Source organism: Mesorhizobium cantuariense, assembly GCF_042647205.1.
Taxonomy (GTDB): domain Bacteria; phylum Pseudomonadota; class Alphaproteobacteria; order Rhizobiales; family Rhizobiaceae; genus Mesorhizobium; species Mesorhizobium cantuariense.
This window is the reverse complement of the sequence record NZ_JBHRVD010000001.1, coordinates 6,782,361-6,805,966: the sequence shown is the minus strand read 5'-3', so window position 1 is coordinate 6,805,966 and position 23,606 is coordinate 6,782,361. Positions and strand designations below refer to the sequence as shown.

The following is a 23,606-nucleotide window of genomic DNA, read 5'->3' as shown; positions in this document are numbered from 1 at the left end:
GCGCACGCTAGCCGGGGCCTCTATGCTCAATCCTGACCGGTTTTGACTTTGCGAATGGGTTCCCCCACTCCGTCGCTGCTTCGCAGCGCCACCTCCCCCCCTCCGGAGGGAGAGGAACCAAGACTGGCAAGGCTCACCCCTCCAACCAAACCTTCTCGAAATGCTGCTCCAGCGCCTGGTGCTGCTCGCAGCCTTCTACACCCTTGCGATAGGTGCGGTAGACCGAGCGCCAGTAGGGTTGGATGATGATGCCTGAATCGCGCAGAGTCTGCTCGATCTCGGCCATGATCTCCTTGCGCGCCTTGGCGTCCGGGGTGGCCAGGGCCTTGTCGAGCAGCGTGTCGAACTCCTTGTTGGCGTAGGCGCTTTCGTTCCAGGCGGCGCCCGATTTGTAGGCCAGCGCCAGCACCTGGACGCCGAGCGGGCGGCCGAGCCATTCGGTGCAGGAGAAGGGGTATTTGCTCCAGTCGTTCCAGAAGGTGGCGGCCGGCAGCACGGTGCGCTTGATCTTCAGCCCGGCCTCGCGCATCTGCGCGCCGATGGCGTCGCCGGTGCTCTTTTGCCATTCGACATCGACGGAGATGAGCTCGAATTCATGGTCGGCCTTGCCGGCCTCAGTGAGCAGCTTCTTCGACTGCTCGACGTCGCGCTTGGCCGGGCCGATATCGGCATATTCGGGGTGCATGGGGCCGACATGGTGGTTGTCGGCGGGCTTGCCGCGGCCGCCGAGGCCGAGCGCCAGCACGGCGGCATTGTCGACCGCGAGCTGGGCGGCGCGGCGCACCTTGACGTCGTCATAGGGCGCGTTGGCGACATTGAAGCGGGCGACGATGGTGGAGCCGGTGGCGATTTCCGAATTCATCAGCCCCATCTGTTCGGTCTGCGAGACGGCATCCGAGGCGGTTTCGTGGTCGGTATCGATCTCGCCGGATTCGAAAGCCGACAGCATGGCGTTGGGGTCGGAGCCGTAATCGACCCATTTGATGCCGTCGAGGTGGAAGTCGCCCTTCCACCACGGTTTGTCGCTGCGCTTCACCTCGGCGCCGGTCTCGGCATCCCAGCTGACCAGCTCGCAGGGGCCGGTGGTGATGGCCAGCGCCTTTTTGGGGTCGCCGTCGCCGTCATAGGAGCGGTGCATGATCAGCGCCGGATAGTCGGCCATGCCGGCGATCAGCGAAATGTCGGGCTTGGGCAAATTGAGCTTTATGGTGAAGTCGTCGGCCTTGGCGATGCCGCCATCGACGACCTTCTTGGTGTCGGCATTGACCAGCGCGCCCATGCGCGCGGCGACCGAATTGCCGGGCACGGAAGCATCGCACCAGCGGGTGAGGTTGTGGATGACGTCGTCGGCGTTGAAGGCATCGCCGTTCGACCAGGAGATGCCCTTGCGGACATGCAGAGTGAGGGTCTTGGCGTCGTCGCTCGCCTCCCAGCTTTCGAGCAGCCAGGGCTCGAAGGAGAAGTCGGTGTTCCAGCGCACCAGATATTCGTTGCAGTGGCGGGCGACGTTGGACATCTCGACACCGTCGAAGGTGCGCGGGTCCTTGAACCCCTTGACGTTCATGGCAACGCGCAGCACGCCGCCTTTCTTCGGTTCCGCCGCGCGGGCAGGGGTCGCGGCCAGCCCGCCTAGCGCCAAGGCGCCGGCGGCACTGACGCCGAGCCCGGCCATCAAAGCGAGATACTCGCGGCGGTTGATGCCGCCGGTCTTGAAATCGTCGGCGACGGGTTTTGCTTTCGGGTGCAGTTTGCGGTCGGTCAGCATGAATTTCATCGTCGTTCCCTCTTGTTGGGCGCCCGGCGGAACGCAGGGGCGGACGCGACCGCCGGGGCGCCATTGCCTGAGGGGAATGATAAGGCTGGGTGACGCCGGGGAGTGTTCGGTTTTCCGCAGTGATTGTGCGGCGCTCCGCAGAGGGGTGAGTCGGCGATTGGCTTACGCTTGGACAACGGCGGGGCGCAGATCTCCCCCCTTGAGGGCATATGCGCTAAGATAGGTGTTGCAGTGGGGAATCGGTTGTGATTCTACGCTGCGATGACTCACGAATCGCTTGTAGATGACGGCTGGGCCGAGACGATTGAGCTCCTCGGCGGTGAAGAGTTGATTGCAGGGAGTGCCCGCGAGACGAAGGCGTTTCTGCGGCCGCGGGGCGTCAGGTCGGCTACTGATCTGTTGCGCCTGACACTGGCTTACTGCCTTGGCAAGGTGGGCATGCGGGGCGTCGTGGCCTGGGCGGCGGCAAGCGGGATCGCCGACATCTCGGACGTGGCGTTGCTCGGCCGGCTGCGCAATGCAGGGCCGTGGCTGCAGCAGTTGATCGGGCACCTTTTGAAGCGCGAGGAGGAAGGCTTGCCTAAGGGCCGGCTGATCCGCATCCTCGATGCGACATCGGTTGCCAAGGCGGGTGTGCATGAGAAGAAGAACAATGGCCTTTGGCGTATGCACTGCGCCTTCGATCTTGAGCGCGAGCAGTTCGATTTCCTCGAGATCACCGACCAGAGCGAGGCCGAGCTGATCGACCGCGTGCCGGTGGTGCCGGGCGAGATCCGCATCGGCGACCGCGCCTATCTGCAGGCCGAGCGGATCGCAAAGGTCATGGCGCAAGACGGCGACGTTGTCGTGCGCGCGCCGTGGAAGAATGTGCGATGGCTCGACGCCAACGGCAAGGCGTTCGATCTCATCGGCCACCTGAAGAGCTGCCGGGAGGAGGTCATCGAAACGCCTGTCTGGCTGGGCCTCAAGAAGGGCGAGCCCCTGAAGATGCGCCTGATCGCCTTGCGCAAATCCGAGGCTGCGACACAAGAAGCGCGGCGCAAAATCAACAAGGAAGCCAAGGCCAAGGGCAAGCAGGTTCAACCGGAGACGCTGATTGCCGCCGGCTTTGTCATCCTTGTGACCTCGCTTGACCAGGAGGAGTTTCCCTCCGGCACAGTTCTCAAGCTCTATCGCATGCGCTGGCGCATCGAGCTCGCCTTCAAGCGTCTGAAGAGCCTGATCGGACTGCGCGCGCCTCCAGCCAAAGACCCAAGGATCGCAAAGCCTTGGATTCTTGCCCACTTCCTCATCGCGCTTGTGACCGAACCCCTTTCGCAGGAGTTGGGTGTCTCTCCCCCTTGAGCGACGGGCGCCCGCTGCTGTGGCGCGCCACCCGCCAGATCGTCGCCTCTCTGATCGCAGCGATCTTTGCTCAACCTCCCTTGGCAGCCCTGCGCCAAAATCTCCATGCCTTGCGACATCGATGGCGTGAGCCACCACGAAAGCGCAAATTTCAGTCCATGCCGAAGCTATCTTAGCGCATATGCCCTTGAGGGGGAGATGTCGCCGAAGGCGACAGAGGGGGTCGGTACGACGGGACGCAACCTCCTATGTTCCAACGTTGAAAGGAAGATGCCGGCGCTTCACGCGAGACGACCCCCTCTGGCCTGCCGGCCATCTCCCCCTCAAGGGGGGAGATCAGCGCTTCGCCGTTACGGCCACTCACCCCGGCCCAGCGCAGCAACCGCCGCCACGATCCGCGCAAAGGCCTCCGCTGCCGCCGGCACGGTCGTCCGGGCGCGCAGAAAGCTGTGCACCAGCCTCGGCTCCTCGTGCCACCACGCCTTGCCGCCGCTGGCCAGAATGCGGTCGCGGTAGGTCTCGCCGTCCGAGGACAGCGGGTCGCACTCGGCCGTGACGATCACCGTTGGCGGCAGGCCGGAGAAATCCGTGTCGCGCAGCGGCGAGAAGGTCGGATCGTCGGGCGATTGCCGCTTGGCCGAGCGAACGTCGCGGTAGAAGGCGATGTCGGCCACCGACAGCAATGGCGCCTCGGCGTGCTCGATGTAGGAGCCGGTGCTTTCGTCGCCGCCAAGCTCGGGATAGATCAGCACCTGGCCGATGGCGGCGCTGATATGGCGGCGCGTCGCCTGCGCCACCGCCGCGGCGAGGTTGCCGCCCGCACTTTCGCCGCACAGCACCAGCGGCAGATCGATGCTCGTCGCCGCCCATTCGAAGGCGGTGACGGCATCGTCGTAGGCAGCGGGGTGGAGATGCTCCGGCGCCAGCCGGTAGTCGACCGACAGCACGTCGAAACCGGTGCCGGCGCAGAGCTCGGCGCAGATGTCGTCATGGCTTTCCAGCCCGCCGAGGATGAAGCCGCCGCCGTGGAAATAGAGCACCATCGCCTTCGCGGCGTTGCCGGCGCGCTGGTAGCGGCGGACCGGGATGTCGCGGCCGGCGGCGACGATCAGGCCGTCGCTGGCCTTGACGCCTGCCGGGCGGCCCTGGTGGAAGGCTCGGCTCATCCTGTCATAGACGGCGCGCTGCTTGTCGATCGGCAGGCCGAGGATTTCCGGCGGATACCAGGCGTTGACCGCGTCGATGTAAGCCCACAGGGCCGGGTCGAGCCGGGTTTCGTAGGGGCCGCGAGTCATAGATCGGCGTAGAGCGCGGCCGCGTTGTCGAAGCTGAAGCGCAGCGGCACCGAGCCTTCGATCTGCCAGGCGGTGACGGTCTCGCCGGCCAGCAGCCGGCAGGCGCCGTCGGTGTCGGTGACGGCGCCGCCATAGAGCCGGTTGGCGAGGTTGATTATGCCGGTCTGGTGCATGGCCGCACTGCCGCTGCCACAGGCATCCTTGACCAGCAGCACGCGAAAGCCTTTCGCCACCGCGTCCTTGACCGTGGCGTCGATGCAGGCCTCGGTCCACACTCCTGACACAACCAGCCATTCGATGCCGGCCGACTTGATGTCGCGCGCCGCCGGCCCCGACCGGAAGGCGCTGGCCTCGGCCTTGATCAGCAGCGCCTCGCCGTTGATTGGCGCCACCTCACGGCAGATCTCGGTCAGCGGGTCGCTCTTGTCGGAGAAGGCCGACTTGCCATCCTCGCCGACCGGATGAAAGGGCCGATCCTGCTTGTCGAGATCGACGATGTAGGCCCAGTGGTAGAGCGGCACATGGTTTTGCCGCGCCGCCGCCTGCAGGCGCTGGACATTGGCCAGGATGCCGGCAAAGCCCTCGACCAGATAGCGCTTGTCCTGCCGGTGCTCTTCCTGCAGGTCGATGAAGATCGCGGCCACCGTGCCGCGCTTGATGGCGATGGGGGTTTTCATGCGGCGCCTTCGTCGTGCATGGGCGAGGCAGTCAAAGACCCTTCCGTATGCCGGCGGGACAGCGCCCCCCTTTTCCCTGCCGGGCATCTCCCCCTCAAGGGGGGAGATCGGCCTTCGCCAATCACCAGAGCTGCAGGAAAAAGCGCCGCAGGCGACGCTGCCAATCTCCCCCCTTGCGGGGGAGATGTCCGGCAGGACAGAGGGGGGTGTGAAGGAATGAGGCGCTCGTTCTTCATGGCTGCAGTCTTCGACCACCGTCACGGCAGAGGATGACGAGGGCATGAGGGGTGGGTGCCAACATCAAACCTGCTTCTCCAGAAACTCGTCCTCATAAGGGAAGCGCGACAGGAGTTCGGTGCCGGTGTCGGTGATCAGGATCTCGTCCTCCAGCTTGACGCCCTCGCGGCCGCCTTTCTCGCCGATATAGCTTTCCACGCTCACCACCATGCCTGGCACGATATGGCCGTCGCGGCCATAGGTCTCGTAATCCATGGCATGCGCGATGAACGGGGTCTCGCCATGCATGCCGACGCCGTGCATGACCGAGGTGTAGCGCTGGTCGACGAAACGGTCCGGAATCTTCCACGCCTTTTCGGCGATCTCGCGGAAGGCCATGCCGGGTTTGACGATCGAAATGTTGTGCTGAACCTGGTCATGCGCCATGCGGTAGAGCGACTTCTGATAATCGGTCGGCTTGCCCGGCCCGCAGCGGAAGGTGCGGGAAAAATCGGAATAATAGCCGTAGCAGCCGATCGTGTCGGTATCGAGCGCCAGCAATTCGCCCGGCCTTATCTTGCGGCCGCTGGCCTCGTTGAACCACGGGTTGGTGCGCTGGCCGGAGGTGAGCAGCCGGGTCTCGATGAACTCGCCGCCCTGGCGGATGACCTCGCCATACATGATGGCGAACAGGTCGTTTTCGGAGACGCCGGGCTTGATCGCCTCGCGCACCGCATAGACGGCGGCCTCGGCGCCGGCCATCGACACCTGCAGGCATTTTACTTCTTCGGGCGTCTTTACAGCGCGCACCGCCAGGATCTCGCCCTGGCAATCGCGGACCTCGCAGCCGCGCTTTTCCAGGGCCAGCGCCTGCAGATGGCTGCAACGGTCGAGGCCGAGCTTCATCGAGCCGCCGCCATGCTGCTTCAACAGCTCAGTGATCTCGTCGGCGAAGGGACCGGCGGTCTCGTCGTCGCGGCCGGAGACCGACGACCAGACCAGCTTGGAAGGACGCGCCTCGTCGATCGTGTCGAGCACCATCGAGACATGGTAGCTCTGCGGGTATTCGAACAGCACGATAGGCCCTTCGGTCGGGATGAAGAAATAGCGGGTCGAGTTGCGCAGGAAATAGCCGAACATGTTGCGCGAGCCGGTGGCGTAGCGCTGGTTGTACGGGTCGAACAACACCACGCCGCCATAGCCCGCCTCGCGCATCCATCCGCGCAGTTTCGCCAGCCGGCCTTTGCGCAGCGCGTCGGCATCGATGAAGGACGGCTCGGTGTCCGACAGCCACATGCCGCCGGCTGGGTCGGCCGCCGCCGGGTGGCGCATGCGGTCCTTGAAGTCCACGTCCTCGGTGCTGTCGGGGTCGAAAACGACGATGCTCATGGGGGTACGGCCTTGGCTGGGTTGCGAGGGTTGAGCATGGCGCAAGAGGGGCGGATGGATTGTGCGGAAAACCGCGTTTGTTGTGCGGGATGCCGCTAAGGCTATTGCGGAACGCTGGCGGGACAGCACCCCCCTCTGCCCTGCCGGGCATCTCCCCCGCAAGGGGGGAGATTGGCAGCTTCGATCCCGCCGCTCTTCTTGCAACATTCGAGATTGGCGAAAGCGGAGGTGCAGTCAATCTCCCCCCTTGCGGGGGAGATGGCCGGCAGGCCAGAGGGGGGTGCTGTCCCGCCAACGTCTCACCCGTCAGCCAGCGCACCCTAATGCCTTCGCGCCAGCTTCGGCGGGTGCCCATGCTCCTCGCGAAAAGCCCGGGCGAAACTCGACATCGAGGCGAAGCCACAGGCGAGCGCCACGTCGCGCACGGCGAGCGTCGAGTGCGCCAGGAGGTCGGCGGCGCGTTTCAGCCTGAGCCGCCGGTAGTAGCCGTTGGGCGAGATGGCGAGTTCGGAGCGAAAGGAGCGTTCGAGCTTGTCGGAGGAGACGCCGAGCTTCGCGGTCAGCTCGGCCATGCCGAGCCGCTCCTCGACCGCGTCCTCCATGATGGCGATGGCCGACAGCACCAGTTCGTTCTGGACGCCGGTGCGCAGCCGCAAGGGCATCATCTTGCGGTCGATGCTGGAGCGCAGCTGGCTGTGCACGAACCATTCGGCGACGCCAGCGGCAAGCTCGGCGCCGTAGTCGCGGGTGATGATCTCCAGCATCATGTCGAGGCTGCCGACGCCGCCGGCCGACGTAAAACGCTTGCGGTCGATGACGTAGAGGTCGCGCCTGAGCTCGATGTTGGGGAAGGCTTCGGTGAAGGCGGCCTGGCTGGTCCAGTGCAAGGTGCAGGCATGGCCGTCGAGCAGGCCGGCCCGCGCCAGGAAGAACGCCGCATCCGCCACCGCGCCGATATGGGCGCCATTGCGCAGGCTCTTGCGGATCCAGCTGGCCGCGTCCTCGGCAACAAGGTGATCGGCATCGCCGCCCGAACAGACGACGATGCGGTCGACCTTGGGCGCGTCCTCGGCGTAAAAACCCGGCTGGATGACGACGCCGTTCGAGGCCTCGACCGAGCCTTTTGTGCCGCCGACGATGATCCAGCGATAGCACTGCCGCTTGGCCAAGACATTGGCGGCACGCAGCGGCTCAATGACGGAACTGAACGCCATCATCGGAAAGCCGGGAAACACCAGCACGGCGAAGGTGAGGGGTGTTTCGGTGGGTTTGGGTGGTTCGCGCGTGGCCATGGGGCGCTACATTTCGGGCAGATGGGGTTTGGGGTCAACCGAGGCGATGACCGGCGCAAGACTGCGGTTGCTTTCACCGCCACCGCGGCGAAGAAGTTTTGTCTGATGTCGGCGCGGCAGAAACAGTTTACCCTGCGCCACCGCATCTTCCTCGCCGCGACTTCAGCCCCCTAACCCCCCAGCGCCTGATCCAGATCCGCGATCAGATCGTCACCATCCTCGATGCCCGCCGACAGGCGCACGAGCGAATCCGAAATGCCGATCTCCGCCCGCTTCTCAACCGGTATCGACCCATGCGTCATCAGCGCCGGGTGCTCGATCAGGCTTTCCACCCCGCCGAGGCTTTCGGCGAGCGTGAACAGCTGCGTGCGTTCGAGGAAGCGTTTTGTGCCGGCGAGGTCGCGGTCGAGCACGGCTGATATCATGCCGCCGAAGGCATGCATCTGCTGGACGGCGATGGCATGCTGTGGGTGACTGGCGAGGCCGGGATAGATGACGCGGCGGACGTCCTTGCGGCCTTCCAGCCACTGCGCGATTTTCAGACCATTCGCGGAATGACGCTCCATGCGTAGCGCCAGCGTCTTGAGGCCGCGCAGCGCGAGAAAACTGTCGAACGGGCCCGAAATGGCGCCGATGGCGTTCTGCAGGAATTTCAGCTGGGCGGCGAGCTCCTTGTTGTCGCCGACCACGGCGACGCCGCCGACCATGTCGGAATGGCCGTTGAGATATTTGGTCGTCGAATGCACCACGATGTCGATGCCGAGTTCCAGCGGCCGCTGCAGATAGGGGCTGCAAAACGTGTTGTCGGCGACCGTGAGAATCCCCTTGCGCTTGGCAAGTGCGGCGACGCCTTCGAGATCGACGATGCGCAGCAGCGGGTTGGTCGGCGTCTCGACCCAGAGCATTTTCGTTTCCGGGCGGATCGCAGCTTCCACGGCGGCGAGGTCGGTGAAGTCGACGAAGCTGACCTGCAGATTGGCCGAGCGTTTCCGAACCCGCTCCATCAGCCGGAAGGAGCCGCCATAGATGTCGTCGGTGGCGACGATATGCGCGCCGGAATCGAGCAGCTCCAGAACGGTGGCGATCGACGCGAGGCCGGACGCGAAGGCGAAAGCGGCCGAGCCGCTTTCGAGGTCGGCCACGGCGCGCTCGAAGGCGAAGCGCGTGGGGTTCTGGCTGCGCGCATATTCGAAACCTTTGTGCACCCCGGGCGACTGCTGGCCGTAGGTCGAGGTGGCATAGATCGGCACCATCACCGCGCCGGTCAGCGGGTCGTGGCTCTGGCCGCCATGGATGGTGCGCGTCGAGAAGGCCAGGCGGTTCTTGCCGGAAGGCCCGGATGTGCTGCTGGTCATCGTGCGCGCCTCAGATGGTTGATCAGGTCGATGCGGGTAATCAGGCCGACGAACTCGTCGCCGTCGAAGATGATGGCGACCTCGTTGCGGTCGAACACAGGCAGCAGCGCATCCAGCGTCTGGCTGGCCTGCAGCGTGTGCAAATTGGAGGTCATGGCCGTGCGCACCGGGCCATTGAAACGCTCCCAGCGGCCGTCATAGGGGCCGTCGACATGAGCAAGAATATCGCTTTCGTCGACGATGCCGACCAGTCTGCCATTGTCGAGCACCGGCAGCTGCGAAACATCGGACCGGCGCATGCGGCCATAGGCGTTGAGCAGGCTTTCGTCAGGGCCGACATAGACTGTGTCGCCGGTGCGGTGCGAACGCATCACCAGATCGCGCAGATCGCCATGCTGCTCGTGCTCGGCCAGTCCCTGCTCGGCCAGCCAGAAATCGTCGAACACTTTCGACAGATATTTGTTGCCGCTGTCGCAGACGAAAGTGACGACGCGCTTGGCAGACGTCTGCTCGCGGCAATAGCGCAGAGCGGCCGACAGCAGCGTGCCCGAGGACGAGCCGGCCAGGATGCCTTCCCTGGACAGGAGGTCGCGCACGGCCAGCATGCTCTGCTTGTCGGGGATGGCATAAGCCTTCTTGACCAGCGACAGGTCGGCATTGGGCGGCACGAAATCCTCGCCGATGCCTTCCACCGTCCAGCTGCCGGCCTCTTCCATCTTGCCGGTCTTGATCAGCGGCGCCAGCACCGAGCCGACCGGATCGGCCAGCACCATTTCGGTCTTCGGCGAGACTTTGGCGAAGTAGCGGCCAAGCCCGGTCAGCGTGCCGCCCGAGCCGACGCCGACCACCACCGCGTCGACGTCACCGCCGAGCTGCGAAAAGATCTCCGGGCCCGTGGTCGTCTCATGCGCCAGCGGGTTGGCCGGGTTGGCGAACTGGTTGGCATAGAAGGCGCCGGGCGTTTCCGCCGCGATCTTCTCGGCCATGTCTTGGTAATATTCGGCATGGCCCTTGCCGACATCGGAGCGCGTCATGCGCACCTCGGCGCCGAGCGCGCGCAGATGCTGGATCTTTTCGCGCGACATCTTGTCAGGCACGACCAGCACGATGCGATAGCCCTTGGGGATGCCGACCTGGGCTAGGCCAAGGCCGGTGTTGCCGGCGGTCGCCTCGACGATGGTGCCGCCGCGCCTGAGCTTGCCCTCCCGCTCGGCCGCGGCAATCATCGACAGTGCGATGCGGTCCTTGATCGAGCCGCCGGGATTCTGGCTTTCGAGCTTGATGAACAGCCGGCACTTGCCGGTGTCGAATTTGGTCAGCTCGACCACCGGCGTCTGGCCGATCAGGTCGAGAACCGACTTGTAGGGCGGGCGCAGGCGGGACAATTCGTCGGCTGCGGCGATCTCGTGCTCGCTCATATCGATGCTCCATGACCAAGCGACCGCCTCGAGGCAGGGCGGCAGCGTATCCTCTTTTCCAGCCCTTTGCAGTCGGAAAGAAGATAGATCGTGCCAATCAACCGGCCAGATGGGGAATGAAATTCCGGGTTTGGTTAGCAAGGTTGGTGGGGCACGCCCCCCTCTGGCCTGCCGGCCATCTCCCCCTCAAGTGGGGAGATTGGATGCGCAACGGCTTTCGCCAACTTCCAGCGTCGTGAAGAATGGCGCTGTCAGCGAAGCTGCCGATCTCCCCACTTGAGGGGGAGATGGCCGGCAGGCCAGAGGGGGGCGCCGTAGAGCGCTACCCGCAACCGCTCAGCCCAACAGCTGCTTGCTCAGCCTCGCACACTGCACGCGGATATCCGGGATGGCGTCGATCTCGAAGAAGGTGCCGCGTGTCAGCGGGCCGACGGCGAGGATCTTGGCCGAAACGGTTCCGTCGCCGGCGATGATCTCGCAATTGGCCGACACGTCGAGGCCGATGCGCAGCGGATCGGGCCGGGCCAGGCCACGATCGACCAGTGAGCGCACGACGCTGTTCGATGAGGTCGAGATGTCCCTGACGATGCCCGAGCAATCATAGATGCGGGCGATCTCGAAGGCCTCAACGCGCTGGGTGTGGCGCGACTGGATCTGGACTGTAAACTCGCCATTGCGTGCGATGTCGACGACGCGGCCGGCGACCAGGCGGATGCGGCCGGATTGCACGGCTTCCGTGACGCGGGCATAGACCTCGGGCGCCATGCGATGGCGGTGGATGTCCCACCAGGCCTTGGTGTGCTCGACAAAGCGGCGCTTGGCGGACGCAGGCCAATTCTGCCAGATTTTCTGGTTGAACGGCCGCAGGCCGTCGACGACGTCGCGCCAGTCGATACCGGCCGTCTGGTTTTCCTTGATCAGATCGCGGAACCAGCCGACGAAATAGGACAATTGGGTGCCGAGCGGAATGTCGGCGACGTCGAGCTTGATCGGATTGCCCTTGCGATGCGGCGAGGGCAGCAGGCCGCGCCTGGACACCGCGATGATGTCGCCGCGATGGCCACGCTGTTCCAGCGCCAGGAAGGCGTCGACCATGCTGAGGCCGGTGCCCAGCACCATGACGCTTCTGTCTGGATCAAGTGCTGTATCGGCCTCCGAGCCCATTCTGATGGCATGGCCTTGCGCCGGCTCCTCGTCATGGCCGGTGGCCAGCACGGCCAGATGCGCAACCACGCTGGTGCCGTTGGCCAGCGCCACCTCGACACCGGATGCAGTGGGCGTGATCGAGAGGCTTTCCTCGTGGATCAGCCGAAGCCGCCCGGTCTGCTTTTCCCGCGCTTCCAGATCGTCCAGCAACTCGCCGAGGTAGCGCGCATAGATGCTGCGTGGCGCATAGACCGGCGCCTGGTCCTGGCTTGCCAGGCCGCGCTCCAGCAGCCAGCGCCAGAAATTGCCGGGATCGTCGGCATAGGCGCTCATGCCGGCGGCACTGACATTCAGCACATGCGCCGACAGCAGCGTCGAATAGGCGATTCCTTGCCCGAAATGCGGGCGCTTTTCGATCAGCGTGACGCGCAGGTCAGGATTGGTCGATTTCAAGAGATGCGCGGCCAGCACGACGCCGCTGGCGCCGCCGCCGACAATGATGATCGAGTTGGCGCGCCCGGTCATAGGCATGCCTGCGGTGTGCGCAGCGCCAGTGTCAGGCCTGGACCTTCACCGCAACCGGCAGGTCGTCGACGCCCTTCGCGACTGGGAGGTCGTCGATGGCCCTCGCGACCGGAAGGTCGTCGAGAGAGATATCGCGCATTTCGGCGAGGCTGCGCTGATCGAGCACCTCGGCGATCGCCTGCCGGACCTCGAGCATCAGATGTCGGACTTGGCATGTCGCCTCGTTGCAATCTTCACAGCGCTGGTACTGGGTGCGGCTGGCGCAAGGGATAGGGGCCAGCGGGCCGTCGAGCACGCGCACGACATGGCCGACCTTGATCTCGTCGGCAGCGCGCGCCAGGCGATAGCCGCCATCCTTGCCCTTGCGGCTCTGGACGAAGCCGGCATTGCGCAGCTCACCCAGGATGGCGTCGAGAAATTTCTTCGGGATGTTGTTGCCGGTGGCAATGTCGTTGACGAAGGCAAGCTGTCCGGCCGGCAATCGCGCGAGGTGGACAAGCGCCTTGAGACCGTACTTCCCTTTTTTCGTGAGCATAAACCGAACGTTTCTCTGTCTGGCGACGGCTCATGGCCATCGGTTGCGAAACGCCTGGCGTGCCTCCCCGCCGCGTCCAAGCTGCCATGACACATAAATTCTAGTGACATGATGTACAAGCCGAGGGCTGTTGATTTTGCTTCGTTTTCAAGCCGCTGTAGCCATTTTGACCAGCCTTTGTGCCCTAGAGAGCACAAAAATGCGCTTTGACGGCAGCGAGATGGCAAATGGTCCTCCGGGGCCGGAGGCGACCGGCATCGACTGACGCGACGGCGAAAGCCGATCCATGCCGCCGGCGATCGTGGTGGCGTGGTGGCCGCTCATCGTCGACTCCAACTCCCTCATGTCGATAAGAATACTATACTTACCCCCGAACACGCGGAACGCGTTTTCAAATCGCCGGCTGTTTGAGGCATGGATTTGCCTGACAGGAGCCGGAGGGGGAATTCTCGTTCCTAAGTGGGGGTGGGCCGGAGCCATCACGGCGGTTCAGAAGGTTAAGGCCGACGGGACAGCACCCCCCTCTGTCCTGCCGGACATCTCCCCCGCAAGGGGGGAGATTAAGCGCTCAACCGCTTTCGCCAATCTCCACCCTCGCAGCATTGGGCGCAGCTTCGGAACTGCCGATCTCCCTCCTTGCGGGGGAGATGGCCGGCAGGCCAGAGGGGGGTGCTGTCCCGCCGACATCAGAAGACTTCCCTGCACGCTACAACCGCCTCATCCGCCCTGGCAGCCAACCACCGACAGCTTTTTTCTAACAAGCCCGCCTTCGTTGGAAGGATTTAACTCTACAAGAACGATAGAATTAGCTGACTATCATGGGGCATTCCAGTTTCTCTTTTTTCAGGAGCCCTTCATGTCCACGATTTCGCGACGCATCATTCTCCTCTCGTCGGCAGCGCTTGCGGGCGCTGCCTTCCTCGGTCCGGCCCTTGCCGACGACCTCAAGATCACCATCGGCTATCAGACGGTGGTCGAACCCTCGAAAGTGCCGCAAGCCGACGGTGCCTATGAAAAAGCAACGAAGGCGGCAATAGACTGGCGGAAATTCGATTCCGGCGCCGATGTCATCGCCGCGGTCGCTTCCGGCTCGGTCGATATCGGCTATGTCGGCTCGAGCCCGCTGGCGGCGGCGGCGAGCCGCGAGCTGCCGATCCAGACCATCTTCGTCGTTGGCCTGATCGGGCAATCCGAGGCGCTGGTCGCCCGCAACGGCGCCGGCATTGAGAAGATCGCCGACCTCGCCGGCAAGAAAGTCGCCGTGCCGTTCGTTTCGACGACGCATTACAGCCTGCTCGCCGCACTGAAGCATGAGGGCGTCGATCCGAAGTCGGTCGAGATCCTCAATCTCAGGCCACCGGAAATCGCGGCGGCGTTTGCACGCGGCGATATCGATGCGGCCTATGTCTGGGATCCGGCGCTCGGCCAGATCAAGACATCAGGCAAGGTGGTGCTGGATTCCTCGCAGGTCGCCGCCTGGGGCGCGCCGACCTTCGACGCCTGGATCGTGCGCACCGACTTTGCCGAAAAGAACCCGGAAGCGGTGCGCGACTTCGTCAAGGTGACGGGTGCGGCCTATGCCGAGTTCCTGGCGAAGCCCGACGCCTGGTCGGTGTCGTCGCCGCAGGCGGCCGCGATCGCCAAGCTCACCGGCGCCAAGCTGGAAGAGATGCCGCAACTGCTCAAGGGCTATGTCTTCCCGACGCTCGAAGAGCAGGCGTCCGACAAATTCCTCAGCGGCGGCACGGTCAAGGCGATCGAGGCGGCATCGGCCTTCCTCAAGGAGCAAGGCAAGATCGACGCCGTGCTGCCCGACTATTCGAAATACGTGTCGTCGAAATACGTCACCCAGGCGCTGGCCTCGAACTAGGCGTATGAACCCGGCCCGCGCGCTTCTTCCCTGACGCCGCGTGTTGCCTGCCCCGGAACCGCTGACGAGGAGCGGCTCCGGGGCATTCAGATTTCAACGAATTGCGAGGCATCCATGCCGCATCTCGTGCTCGACCCCCATCTCGTGCTGGACAAGGTCTCGATCCATTATGACGGCCAGGCGGCGCCCGCCGTCGAGCTTGTGTCGATCGATGTCGCCAAGGGCGACTTCGTCGTGCTGGTCGGCCGCTCCGGCTGCGGCAAGACCTCGCTGCTCAATGTCGCCGCCGGCCTGGTCGCGCCGGCGCGTGGGCGTGCCTCCATCAACGGCAAGCCGATCACCGCGCCGGGCTCGGACCGGGCGGTGGTGTTCCAGAACGATGCGCTGTTTCCGTGGCTGACCGCGCGCGAAAACGTTGCCTTCGCGCTCAGGCTGCGTGGCATCAGGCCAGCCGAGCGGGCGCGGCGCGCCGATGAACTCTTGGCGCTGGTGAAGCTCACCGATGCCGGCGACAAGCGCATCTGGGAGCTTTCCGGCGGCATGCGGCAGCGCGTCGGCCTCGCCAGGGCGCTCGCCGCCGAGCCTGAATTCCTGCTGCTCGACGAGCCGCTCGGCGCGCTCGATGCGCTTACGCGCGAGCGCATGCAGACGACGCTGCTCGATTTGTGGACGGCAAGCGATGTCGGCGTGCTGATGGTGACGCACGGCATCGAGGAGGCGCTGGTGCTGGCCACCCGCATCGTCGTGCTGGCTCCAGGCCCGGGCCGCGTGGTGCGGACCTTCGAGCCCGGTTTCTCCAGGCGCTACGCGGCCGGCGAGGCCATTCGCACGATCAAAGCCGACCCGGCTTTTGCCGCGGCGCGAGGCGATCTGACCGATGCGATCTTCGAAGGAGAGGCGGCATGACCCTTACCTCCTACACGGAGCGGCCGGGCAGCAAGATCGACGAGGCCGATGGCCTTTCGGTGCCGTGGTCGCGGCCAAGCCCGAAGCGCAAAGGCATCTCGGCACGCGCGGTTAGCGCCGTAACCATTCTGGTGGTGCTGGCGCTGTGGGCGCTGTCGGCGCGCCTGCAACTCGTGTCGCCGGTGTTCCTGCCCTCACCGATCGCGGTGTGGAACAAGTTCATCCTCGTCGCCCGTGAAGGCTTCGTCGATGCGACGCTGCTGCAGCATGCTGTCGCCAGCCTGTGGCGGGTGTTCGCGGCGCTGATCGCGGCCATCCTCGTCGGCGTGCCGATCGGTCTCGCCATCGGCATCAGCACCATCGGGCGCGGCATCTTCGATCCGCTGCTGGAATTCCTGCGGCCGATCCCGCCGCTCGCCTACCTGCCGCTGGTCATCATCTGGTTCGGCATCGGCGAGCCGTCGAAGATCCTGGTGATCGCCATTGCCATGCTGGCGCCGGTTGCATTGTCGACCGCGTCCGGCGTTCGCGGCGTCTCGCAGGAACGCATCAATGCGGCGCGCTCGCTTGGCGCGACGCGAGCACAAGTGGTCCGCCACGTCATCCTGCCCAGCGCGCTGCCCGCGATCCTGACCGGACTGCGCATCGCGCTCGGCGCCGGCTGGTCGACCCTGGTCGCAGCCGAACTGGTGGCGGCGACGCGCGGGCTCGGCTTTATGATCCAGTCGGCCGCCCAGTTCCTCGTCACCGACGTGGTGGTGATGGGCATATTGGTGATCGCGGCCATCGCCTTCGTGTTCGAATTCACCATCCGCAGGATCGAGCGCGTGCTCGTCCCGTGGGCGGGACGCGAATGATTGGAAACCAGAAGAGCAGGAGAGAATGACGATGACCCATTCCACCGCCGTGCTGTTCGCCCAAGCCGGTAACTGGCTTCTTGCCTGGACCAGGGAAAGCCAGCCGCCTGAACAGCAACCGAAATCGCCCACGCCGGTGCGCTGGGACGCCGAACGCGACCGGCTGCCGCCGCGCGACGAAAGTTTTTACTGGGCTTGGCAATACTGGTCGCAGTGACCGGCCTGCTCACACCCGCGACCGGTTTGCCCAGACCAGTCCCACCAAGCCGACCAGCATGGTGACGAGGCCGATATAGAGCCATTGCGGCTGGCCGGTCATGAAGCTGCCGCCGACCACGCCGACGCCCTGCAGCGACCACAGCGCGCCGATAGCAAGCACAATCAACGCCAGCAGATTTTTGGTCAGTCTCATTGCCGGATCTCGCTTTCGAAGTCGATCGGTTGCAGCATTATGGCCGCGATGAAAGAGCCAAAGGAAGGGCTCAGCCGTGCCGGCTTCTACTTGGATATTAATGTTCGATATTGTCAAACGGATCCCTGGTATCAGCACGAAGATCATCAGGAATTGATCATCGCGCGCCGGAACATCCCTGACAGACTGTTACCCAGTGACTCCAAACGTGTGCCATTGCCACGGAACCGCCAGATCATTGCCGCATTTCCTGCCTTATTTGGTACCTAACGGCTGGGGTCTGTCAAAAACGGAGCCATCCCTCAAATATGAAGAACTCAAAACAGACCGCGCTTGTCGCGGTAACGATCGCTGCTGGCCTGATGGTCGGCGCATCTTCGGCAACCGCCGCCAGCCAATGTGGCCGTGCCTCGTGGTATGCCCTGCACTCCAAGACCGCATCGGGCGAGCGCATGAACCCGTCGGCGATGACCGCCGCCCACCGCACTTTGCCTTTCGGCACCAAGCTCAGGGTAACCAACAAGAACAACGGCCGCAGCGTCATCGTGCGCATCAACGATCGCGGTCCGTTCATCAGGGGTCGTGTGCTCGACCTGTCGAAGGGTGCGGCCGGCCAGCTCGGCTTCATCGGCTCCGGCCATACTTCCGTGTGCATGGCGCGCGTTTGATGCTTCCTGTGTCCGGCAAGAGGGGCCGGACACATTGCTTACACATTTCGCAGTCGCACACTGAGCCGGCTGGCGCCGTTCAAGGCCGATTCCCAGTGCCTTGAACGAAAGAAGCATTGGTCACGCCGCGTGACGTATTGCATCGCAGCAATTAGTTGTTAACTTCCCCGCGAGACATTTAAGGCATGGCGCTGCTCGTCGTCCCTTCGGGTCGCAGGCAGCAGCGGGGTTCTCGATGTTCTACCAGCTTTATGAAATGAACCACGCCGCCTTGCAGCCGGCGCGCCTCTATGCCGATGCGGTGCGCCTGCTCTACACCAACCCGCTCAATCCGTTTTCCCATACGCCTTGGGGCCGTTCGATGGCGGCGACGGCGGAACTGTTCGAGCGCACCACGCGCCGCTACGGCAAGCCGACATTCGGCCTCGACAAGACCGTGGTCGATTGGAAGAGCGTCGAGGTCACCGAAAAGACCGTCTGGTCGCGGCCATTCTGCAATCTCGTCCGCTTTGAACGCACTGTCCCCGCCGGGCGCAAGCCCGACCCAAAGCTTCTCATCGTGGCGCCGATGTCGGGCCATTATGCGACGTTGCTGCGCGGCACCGTTGAAGCGATGCTGCCCTATGCCGACGTGCACATCACCGACTGGGTCGATGCCCGCATGGTGCCGCTCGCCGACGGCAGCTTCGACCTCGACGACTATATCGACTACATCATCGACATGCTGCACGCGCTCGGCCCCGACACGCATGTGATGGCGGTGTGCCAGCCTTCCGTGCCGGTTCTGGCGGCCGTGGCGCTGATGGAAACCAAGGGCGACCCGTTCGTGCCCTCGACGATGACCTTGATGGGCGGGCCGATCGACACCCGCCGCAACCCAACCGCGGTCAATCTCCTGGCCGAGGAAAAGGGCATCGACTGGTTCCGCGACAATGTCGTCATGCGTGCGCCCTGGCCGGTGCCGGGCTTCGGCCGCGAGGTCTATCCGGGCTTCCTGCAGCTGTCCGGCTTCATGAGCATGAACCTCGACCGCCACATCATCGCCCACAAGGACTTCTTCGTGCATCTGGTCAAGCACGACGGCGACAATGCCGAGAAGCACCGCGATTTCTACGACGAATATCTGGCGGTGATGGATCTGACGGCGGAGTTCTATCTGCAGACCGTCGACACCGTCTTCGTGCGCCATGCCTTGCCCAAGGGCGAGATGACGCATCGCGGCACCAGGATCGACCCGTCCGATATCCGCAACGTCGCGCTGTTCACGGTCGAAGGCGAGAACGACGACATTTCCGGCCTTGGCCAGACCAAGGCGGCGCATGATCTGTGCCCCAACATCCCGACTGAGCGGCACGCCCATTACATGCAGCCGGCGGTCGGCCATTACGGCGTGTTCAACGGCTCGCGCTTCCGCTCGGAAATCGTGCCGCGCATCGTCGATTTCATCACCAGCTATGGTCGTCAGGAGCGTGTTGCGGTGAAGCCAAAGCTGGTCCGCACTGCCAAGAGATAATGCATGTCGCCAAAAGACCGCAGCGGTTTTGGGACAACGACAGGCATAAACAAAGCTTAGCGGCGACAATCCCGGCCAATTGACCGGCGAAGGCGGCCGGCCGATTCTGTTGCACAAGTGCCGCTGTCCAGCCCCTCGGGTAACCATGCCGACAATCCGACCGACGTCGCAATTGACACGGACTGTAAATCCCCCTTAACCTTTCGTTAATAACAAAGGGTGAGCGGGGACAATGATTTCCTCATCGATGGCGCGACGGCTGCGCGTGTATGTGGCGGCCGGGTTGGCAGTAACGGGAGGCTGGGTGGCACCGGCTTTGGCGGCCGGAGCGATGGCGACCGGTGGTCTCACCTCGCAACCGATCGGCCACTATGATTTCTGCAAGCTCCATCCGGGCGAATGCTCGATCCGCCCGTCCAATCTCGCGCCGGCCGCGATGACCGACGGGCTGATGCGCAAGCTTCTCAATGTCACCGCCAGGGTCAACGCCGCCGTCAAGCCGATGAGCGACATGGACATCTACGGCAAGGACGAAGTCTGGGCCTATCCCGACAAGGGCGTCGGCGACTGCGAAGACTACGTTCTGGAAAAGCGGCGCCAGCTTTCGCGCATGAGCATCTCCCTTGCCGATCTTCTGATCACCGTCGTGCGCAAGCCCGACGGCGAAGGCCACGCCGTGCTGACGGTGCGCACCGACAAGGGCGACTATGTGCTCGACAATCTGACCGACAAGGTCAGGCCATGGGACGCGACCGGCTACCGCTTCCTCAAGCGGCAGGCGATCGACAACACCGGCCGCTGGGTCTCGATCCGCGGTGGTCAGCAGGTGCTGGTGGGCGCGGTTCAGTAGGCACCAGCAACGGCGGCTGCCTTGGGGGCGGCATCCAACGCTTCGTCATCCCAGGGCGGAGCAGGAGCGAAGCTCCGTCGCGAAGACCCTGGGATCCATGCCGCGAGGCGAATGAAGACCGCAGCGGTGCAGGAACAGGCGCCACTCGGCATATTGCAGATTTTGCACCGTGGCAGCGCTCGGAAGTCGCGGCAGGATCCTCGGGTCTGCGCTGCGTCGCTACGCTCCTTGCTCCGCCCGTGGATGACGAAATCGATATTTCTCCATGAACCATTTCCTCCCGGTCGACGACACATGGCCGTAGACGGAAAACAATCACGGAGACTTCAGATGACCGCACTTTTGCGAAATACCTTCCTCGCCGCCGTGGCGGTATCGGCTTTGGCCGGACCCGCTCTGGCCGATCAGACGGTTACAAGCTGCGCCCAGACGCAAACCAACGATTTGTGGAGCGGCCGCTGTTGCGGTGCTGGCGACTCGAACTGCCTGGGCGGCGGAAACAATGGCCACGACCACAACGACAATGGCGGCCGGGGAAACAATGGCGGTACGGCCGGCAAGAAATGATCTCATCACTGCTGATCGCCGGCGGGCTCTTCATGTGAAGCGAACGCCGGCGCCAGCAGGGAACTCGCGCCCTGGCGCAAACCACCGGATTATGGCCGTCGGCCCAGCGCCGCGCGGATCGATGTGGTGATGCGGCGAAGCTCCGCTTCATCGAGCTTTTCGATGTTCTCGGCCAGCAGATTGGCGAGCTCGGTGGCGGCGGGGCTGAGGCCCGACGTGTCGAGCTTGACGCGCGGATGCGAGGCCTCGGCCAGCCGCGCCAGCTCCTCGGCGTCGTCCCAGATGATGTTGAAATAGCCGATGATCTTCTGGATCAGCGTCCAGGTCGGCGCGCCGCGCCTGCCATGCTCGAGCGCCGACAAATAGGCGGCGCTGACGCCGATCGCCGCCGCCATGTCCTTCTGGCTGACACCGCGCTCGCCTCGCAGCGTCCGCAGCTTCTCGCCGAACGGGGTCACGCGCCCGGCCTCACCGTGCGCCGCAGCCTGATGTAAAGCGCGCCCGAACCGCCATGGTTGCGGGCGGCATGGTCGTGGCTGGAGACCAGCGGCCGGAAGGCGGGCGTGGACAGCCAGGCGGGTACCGCGCGCCGCAACACCCCGTCGCCGCCGGAGGACGAGCCTTTGCCGGTAATGACCAGGACATAGCGGATGCCGCCGGCATGCGCCCGGTGCAGGAATGAAAACAGCAGCGAATAGGCCTCGTCCTGGGTCATGCCGTGCAGGTCGACGCGGCCCTCGATCGGCAGCCGGCCTTTCGACAATTTGTCCAGCGTCGGCTCGTCGAGGCGGTGCGTGACATGCTGAGCCTTCGGCTTTGCGGTCCCAGCAGTGTTGGTAGTGGCCAGCGCCGGCTGCGACTGACTTGGCCTAGCCTCGGCAGCAATTTCGGGGACGTCGATGGCGATCCTGCCCTTCAGCGGTTTGGCCGTGCGCGCCACCAAATTCCACAACACCCGGTCGTCTTCGCTCAGCTTCGCTTCGTTGAGTCTGTCTGGGCGCCGGGTCATCGATTCGCACCCGGAACGAGCACGCGCGGCACCAGCGCATAAAAATCGGCCACATTGCGCACCACGCCGGCGATCTCGCCGGCTTGGTCGCCCGAACCGGCGAAGAGATCACCCCGCGCCGGCCCGGTGATGGCCGAGCCGGTGTCCTGCGCGATCATCAGGCGCCGGAACGGTTTTGCGCCGAAAGCGGTGAGCGACGGCGCGTCGATGTAGAATGGTGTGCCGAAAGTGTGCAACAGGCGGTCGACGGCAATGGAGCGGCCCGGCGTCAGCGGCACCTTGGCGGCGGCGATCGGGCCAAGGGCCGCGTCCTCGACATCGGCCTCGCGAAAGAAGATGTAAGAGCGGTTCCGCCACAGGATCTCGTCGACACGATCCGGATGCGCCTTGAACCAGGCGCGGATCGACTGCATCGTCACTTTTTCGAGCGGAATCTCGCCCATCTCGCTCAGCATCTTGCCGGGTCCGGTAAAGCGCTGGCCCGATTTGGCGGCGTAGGTGACGCGGGAAAGCCGACCGTCCGTCATATTGAGCCGCGCCGCGCCTTGCACGTGAATGAAGAAGGCATCGACCTTGTCGGCCAGCCAGGCTATTTCCAGGCCCTTGCCGGCCAGCGCGCCGCGCTCGATCGCGCCGCGATCGAAATATTCGACCGGCCCGTCCGGCGTCTGCCGCGCGAAAGCGAGGTAGGGATCCATGTCAGGCGGCCGGTTGGCGTCGTCGATGTCGACGAGATCGGCCGGACGCGACAGCAGCGGCACGCAAAACCGGTCCGTTCGCACCGGCGAGGCTTCGACCACGGGCTCATAGAAGCCGGTGACGAGGCCGGCGCCGCCAGTCTCGGCGCGGACAAGCGCCGGGACAAAATGGCGCTCGAAAAAAGCGCGGGCTTCCTTCCGATCCAGAAATGGCGACCGATTCGCCGGCGAAACAATGCGGGCCTCGGCGTATGCCTCGGCAAAGGCGTCGAAGTCGACGCCGAGCGCACCGCTGCGATAGGGTTTGGTCAGGACGTGAAAGGCCGAGCGGCGAAAGGCGGCGAAAACCGCCAGATGGTCGTCGTCCTCCCAGCCTGGCAGATCGCCAAAGGATTTTTCGACAAAGAGAGGCGATAGCGACACCGGAGCCTCGCCGCGTATTCCCTAGTCTTCTTCCTCGGTGGCGACGAGCTTCCAGTTCGGATCGCGCGAGCGGGTGTCGCGGGCGAAGGTCCAGACATCCTTGACCTCGGCGACGGTTTCCGGATCGCCGTCGATGACCGCGCCGGCCTTGTCGCGGGTCGCCGAAATCAGCTCGCTGATGATGCGCAGCGTGACATGCGCCTCGCCGCCCTTCATCTCGGCCGAGACGATGTCGGCCTTGTCGATGCCAACGAAAGAGGACTGTATCTTTTCCGCCTTGGCCTCGCGTTCGCCGATCGCGGCGACAAAACCGTCATAGACCTCGCGCGACAACAGGTTCTTCAGCGTTTTGCGATCGCCGTCGGCATAGGCCATGACGATCATCTCGTAAGCCATCTTGGCGCCGTCGACAAAACCCTTCGGCTCGAAGGACGGATCATTGTCCTTGATCGTGCGCAGGCCCTTGTTGAGGTCGGTGTCGGGTTTGGCGAAGGCGTCGATCGCCACATAGGTGTCAGCCGCCGGCTCGCCCGGCAAGCGCTTGCGCGGCAGCGAGACGACGTTTTCGGATTTCTGGGCGGCATCCTTGTCGCCGCTGCGGGCCGCCGTATAGGGGTCGAAGGGCGGCCGTTCACTGCCGGTGCGACGGCCCAGCACATTGCGCAGCTGGAAAAAGATGACCACCGCCGCAATCAGGAAGAAAATCGTGCCGAAGTCGAAGAATCCCATATCTTCCGCCAATCAATTCCTGCCCTGTGGCCGGACCGTCAGGCCCAATGGCCACGGTCGCATAGCGTTCAACATTCAAAGCATATAGAACGCAAGGCGCAATCATTCAAATCAAAGGCAGGCATACCTATCTAACAG

General features: G+C 64.2%; 24 protein-coding genes. 9 read left to right on the top strand and 15 right to left on the bottom strand.

The features are described from left to right. Positions 1-133: 133 nt before the first annotated feature. Positions 134-1,774: an ABC transporter substrate-binding protein gene (locus ACFOJ9_RS33305; RefSeq protein WP_378985571.1), complete on the bottom strand. Its 1,641-nt coding sequence runs from the start codon at positions 1,772-1,774 to the stop codon at positions 134-136. Positions 1,775-2,035: 261 nt separating this feature from the next. Between ACFOJ9_RS33305 and ACFOJ9_RS33300 the strand changes: the two genes are divergently transcribed. Then, positions 2,036-3,118, top strand: a complete 1,083-nt coding sequence (locus ACFOJ9_RS33300) for a transposase (protein ID WP_056580349.1) — start codon at positions 2,036-2,038, stop codon at positions 3,116-3,118. A 350-nt stretch (positions 3,119-3,468) separates the two neighbouring features. Here ACFOJ9_RS33300 and ACFOJ9_RS33295 read toward each other — a convergent pair whose 3' ends face one another. From ACFOJ9_RS33295 to ACFOJ9_RS33255, 9 genes are all read right to left on the bottom strand, one after another. After that, positions 3,469-4,413, bottom strand: a complete 945-nt coding sequence (locus ACFOJ9_RS33295; protein WP_378985569.1) for an alpha/beta hydrolase — start codon at positions 4,411-4,413, stop codon at positions 3,469-3,471. Next, positions 4,410-5,090 (bottom strand): isochorismatase family protein, encoded by a 681-nt coding sequence (locus tag ACFOJ9_RS33290; protein WP_378985567.1) that lies wholly within the window; start codon positions 5,088-5,090, stop codon positions 4,410-4,412. The genes ACFOJ9_RS33295 and ACFOJ9_RS33290 overlap by 4 nt, the downstream gene beginning before the upstream one ends. 300 nt (positions 5,091-5,390) lie before the next feature. Next, on the bottom strand, positions 5,391-6,695 hold the full coding sequence (locus ACFOJ9_RS33285) for a M24 family metallopeptidase (RefSeq protein WP_378985565.1): 1,305 nt from the start codon (positions 6,693-6,695) through the stop codon (positions 5,391-5,393). 320 nt (positions 6,696-7,015) lie between these two features. Then, positions 7,016-7,987, bottom strand: a complete 972-nt coding sequence (locus ACFOJ9_RS33280) for a GlxA family transcriptional regulator (protein WP_378985562.1) — start codon at positions 7,985-7,987, stop codon at positions 7,016-7,018. Positions 7,988-8,157: 170 nt separating this feature from the next. Further along, complete coding sequence (locus ACFOJ9_RS33275) at positions 8,158-9,342, bottom strand: trans-sulfuration enzyme family protein (protein ID WP_378985560.1); 1,185 nt, start codon at positions 9,340-9,342, stop codon at positions 8,158-8,160. After that, complete coding sequence (locus ACFOJ9_RS33270; protein ID WP_378985558.1) at positions 9,339-10,760, bottom strand: pyridoxal-phosphate dependent enzyme; 1,422 nt, start codon at positions 10,758-10,760, stop codon at positions 9,339-9,341. The genes ACFOJ9_RS33275 and ACFOJ9_RS33270 overlap by 4 nt, the downstream gene beginning before the upstream one ends. Positions 10,761-11,096: 336 nt before the next feature. Beyond that, on the bottom strand, positions 11,097-12,431 hold the full coding sequence (locus ACFOJ9_RS33265) for an FAD/NAD(P)-binding protein (RefSeq protein ID WP_378985556.1): 1,335 nt from the start codon (positions 12,429-12,431) through the stop codon (positions 11,097-11,099). Positions 12,432-12,462: 31 nt separating this feature from the next. Further along, on the bottom strand, positions 12,463-12,966 hold the full coding sequence (locus ACFOJ9_RS33260) for an RrF2 family transcriptional regulator (protein ID WP_378985554.1): 504 nt from the start codon (positions 12,964-12,966) through the stop codon (positions 12,463-12,465). A 147-nt stretch (positions 12,967-13,113) separates the two neighbouring features. Then, entirely contained in the window at positions 13,114-13,290 is a 177-nt protein-coding gene (locus ACFOJ9_RS33255; protein ID WP_378985552.1) for a hypothetical protein, read from the bottom strand. Positions 13,291-13,822: 532 nt separating this feature from the next. Between ACFOJ9_RS33255 and tauA the strand changes: the two genes are divergently transcribed. The 4 genes from tauA (at position 13,823) to ACFOJ9_RS33235 (ending at position 16,816) form a co-directional block, all read left to right on the top strand. Next, positions 13,823-14,836, top strand: coding sequence for a taurine ABC transporter substrate-binding protein (gene tauA, locus ACFOJ9_RS33250; protein ID WP_378985550.1), 1,014 nt, complete (start codon positions 13,823-13,825; stop codon positions 14,834-14,836). Between the two features lie 114 nt (positions 14,837-14,950). Then, positions 14,951-15,742 carry a taurine ABC transporter ATP-binding protein gene (locus tag ACFOJ9_RS33245; protein WP_378985548.1) on the top strand — a complete coding sequence of 264 codons (792 nt, stop codon included), beginning with the start codon at positions 14,951-14,953 and terminating at the stop codon, positions 15,740-15,742. Further along, positions 15,739-16,599 carry an ABC transporter permease subunit gene (locus ACFOJ9_RS33240; RefSeq protein ID WP_378985547.1) on the top strand — a complete coding sequence of 287 codons (861 nt, stop codon included), beginning with the start codon at positions 15,739-15,741 and terminating at the stop codon, positions 16,597-16,599. The genes ACFOJ9_RS33245 and ACFOJ9_RS33240 overlap by 4 nt, the downstream gene beginning before the upstream one ends. 31 nt (positions 16,600-16,630) lie before the next feature. Next, positions 16,631-16,816 (top strand): hypothetical protein, encoded by a 186-nt coding sequence (locus ACFOJ9_RS33235; RefSeq protein ID WP_127269227.1) that lies wholly within the window; start codon positions 16,631-16,633, stop codon positions 16,814-16,816. Between the two features lie 9 nt (positions 16,817-16,825). Here the strand turns inward: ACFOJ9_RS33235 and ACFOJ9_RS33230 are convergent, their stop codons facing one another. Continuing rightward, the gene (locus ACFOJ9_RS33230) at positions 16,826-17,011 is read right to left on the bottom strand and encodes a hypothetical protein (RefSeq protein WP_378985544.1); all 186 of its coding nucleotides are present in this window, start codon (positions 17,009-17,011) and stop codon (positions 16,826-16,828) included. 308 nt (positions 17,012-17,319) lie between these two features. On the opposite strand from ACFOJ9_RS33230, the gene ACFOJ9_RS33225 reads away from it, so the two are divergent. From ACFOJ9_RS33225 to ACFOJ9_RS33210, 4 genes are all read left to right on the top strand, one after another. Beyond that, positions 17,320-17,679 (top strand): septal ring lytic transglycosylase RlpA family protein, encoded by a 360-nt coding sequence (locus ACFOJ9_RS33225; RefSeq protein ID WP_378985542.1) that lies wholly within the window; start codon positions 17,320-17,322, stop codon positions 17,677-17,679. A 235-nt stretch (positions 17,680-17,914) separates the two neighbouring features. Continuing rightward, positions 17,915-19,192 carry a polyhydroxyalkanoate depolymerase gene (locus ACFOJ9_RS33220; RefSeq protein WP_378985540.1) on the top strand — a complete coding sequence of 426 codons (1,278 nt, stop codon included), beginning with the start codon at positions 17,915-17,917 and terminating at the stop codon, positions 19,190-19,192. A 232-nt stretch (positions 19,193-19,424) separates the two neighbouring features. Continuing rightward, the gene (locus ACFOJ9_RS33215) at positions 19,425-20,042 is read left to right on the top strand and encodes a transglutaminase-like cysteine peptidase (RefSeq protein ID WP_378985538.1); all 618 of its coding nucleotides are present in this window, start codon (positions 19,425-19,427) and stop codon (positions 20,040-20,042) included. A gap of 330 nt (positions 20,043-20,372) precedes the next feature. Further along, the gene (locus tag ACFOJ9_RS33210) at positions 20,373-20,609 is read left to right on the top strand and encodes a hypothetical protein (protein ID WP_378985536.1); all 237 of its coding nucleotides are present in this window, start codon (positions 20,373-20,375) and stop codon (positions 20,607-20,609) included. An 89-nt stretch (positions 20,610-20,698) separates the two neighbouring features. Here ACFOJ9_RS33210 and ACFOJ9_RS33205 read toward each other — a convergent pair whose 3' ends face one another. The 4 genes from ACFOJ9_RS33205 to ACFOJ9_RS33190 are packed head-to-tail and all read right to left on the bottom strand — an operon-like array spanning position 20,699 to position 23,468. Beyond that, a complete protein-coding gene (locus ACFOJ9_RS33205; protein WP_378985534.1) occupies positions 20,699-21,067 on the bottom strand; it encodes a helix-turn-helix domain-containing protein in 369 nt (122 codons plus the stop codon). Further along, positions 21,064-21,618, bottom strand: a complete 555-nt coding sequence (locus tag ACFOJ9_RS33200; RefSeq protein WP_378985532.1) for a Smr/MutS family protein — start codon at positions 21,616-21,618, stop codon at positions 21,064-21,066. The genes ACFOJ9_RS33205 and ACFOJ9_RS33200 overlap by 4 nt, the downstream gene beginning before the upstream one ends. Beyond that, a complete protein-coding gene (gene mltA / locus ACFOJ9_RS33195) occupies positions 21,615-22,739 on the bottom strand; it encodes a murein transglycosylase A (protein WP_378985530.1) in 1,125 nt (374 codons plus the stop codon). The genes ACFOJ9_RS33200 and mltA overlap by 4 nt, the downstream gene beginning before the upstream one ends. Before the next feature lie 21 nt (positions 22,740-22,760). After that, positions 22,761-23,468 (bottom strand): Tim44/TimA family putative adaptor protein, encoded by a 708-nt coding sequence (locus tag ACFOJ9_RS33190; RefSeq protein WP_378985528.1) that lies wholly within the window; start codon positions 23,466-23,468, stop codon positions 22,761-22,763. Between the last annotated feature and the right edge of the window lie 138 nt (positions 23,469-23,606).

Coding starts and splice junctions, on each gene's coding strand:
- ACFOJ9_RS33305 (WP_378985571.1), bottom strand. CDS start 1,774: ATGAAATTCATGCTGACCGACCGCAAACTGCACCCGAAAGCAAAACCC.
- ACFOJ9_RS33300 (WP_056580349.1), top strand. CDS start 2,036: ATGACTCACGAATCGCTTGTAGATGACGGCTGGGCCGAGACGATTGAG.
- ACFOJ9_RS33295 (WP_378985569.1), bottom strand. CDS start 4,413: ATGACTCGCGGCCCCTACGAAACCCGGCTCGACCCGGCCCTGTGGGCT.
- ACFOJ9_RS33290 (WP_378985567.1), bottom strand. CDS start 5,090: ATGAAAACCCCCATCGCCATCAAGCGCGGCACGGTGGCCGCGATCTTC.
- ACFOJ9_RS33285 (WP_378985565.1), bottom strand. CDS start 6,695: ATGAGCATCGTCGTTTTCGACCCCGACAGCACCGAGGACGTGGACTTC.
- ACFOJ9_RS33280 (WP_378985562.1), bottom strand. CDS start 7,987: ATGGCCACGCGCGAACCACCCAAACCCACCGAAACACCCCTCACCTTC.
- ACFOJ9_RS33275 (WP_378985560.1), bottom strand. CDS start 9,342: ATGACCAGCAGCACATCCGGGCCTTCCGGCAAGAACCGCCTGGCCTTC.
- ACFOJ9_RS33270 (WP_378985558.1), bottom strand. CDS start 10,760: ATGAGCGAGCACGAGATCGCCGCAGCCGACGAATTGTCCCGCCTGCGC.
- ACFOJ9_RS33265 (WP_378985556.1), bottom strand. CDS start 12,431: ATGACCGGGCGCGCCAACTCGATCATCATTGTCGGCGGCGGCGCCAGC.
- ACFOJ9_RS33260 (WP_378985554.1), bottom strand. CDS start 12,966: ATGCTCACGAAAAAAGGGAAGTACGGTCTCAAGGCGCTTGTCCACCTC.
- ACFOJ9_RS33255 (WP_378985552.1), bottom strand. CDS start 13,290: ATGAGCGGCCACCACGCCACCACGATCGCCGGCGGCATGGATCGGCTT.
- tauA (WP_378985550.1), top strand. CDS start 13,823: ATGTCCACGATTTCGCGACGCATCATTCTCCTCTCGTCGGCAGCGCTT.
- ACFOJ9_RS33245 (WP_378985548.1), top strand. CDS start 14,951: ATGCCGCATCTCGTGCTCGACCCCCATCTCGTGCTGGACAAGGTCTCG.
- ACFOJ9_RS33240 (WP_378985547.1), top strand. CDS start 15,739: ATGACCCTTACCTCCTACACGGAGCGGCCGGGCAGCAAGATCGACGAG.
- ACFOJ9_RS33235 (WP_127269227.1), top strand. CDS start 16,631: ATGACCCATTCCACCGCCGTGCTGTTCGCCCAAGCCGGTAACTGGCTT.
- ACFOJ9_RS33230 (WP_378985544.1), bottom strand. CDS start 17,011: ATGAGACTGACCAAAAATCTGCTGGCGTTGATTGTGCTTGCTATCGGC.
- ACFOJ9_RS33225 (WP_378985542.1), top strand. CDS start 17,320: ATGAAGAACTCAAAACAGACCGCGCTTGTCGCGGTAACGATCGCTGCT.
- ACFOJ9_RS33220 (WP_378985540.1), top strand. CDS start 17,915: ATGTTCTACCAGCTTTATGAAATGAACCACGCCGCCTTGCAGCCGGCG.
- ACFOJ9_RS33215 (WP_378985538.1), top strand. CDS start 19,425: ATGATTTCCTCATCGATGGCGCGACGGCTGCGCGTGTATGTGGCGGCC.
- ACFOJ9_RS33210 (WP_378985536.1), top strand. CDS start 20,373: ATGACCGCACTTTTGCGAAATACCTTCCTCGCCGCCGTGGCGGTATCG.
- ACFOJ9_RS33200 (WP_378985532.1), bottom strand. CDS start 21,618: ATGACCCGGCGCCCAGACAGACTCAACGAAGCGAAGCTGAGCGAAGAC.
- ACFOJ9_RS33190 (WP_378985528.1), bottom strand. CDS start 23,468: ATGGGATTCTTCGACTTCGGCACGATTTTCTTCCTGATTGCGGCGGTG.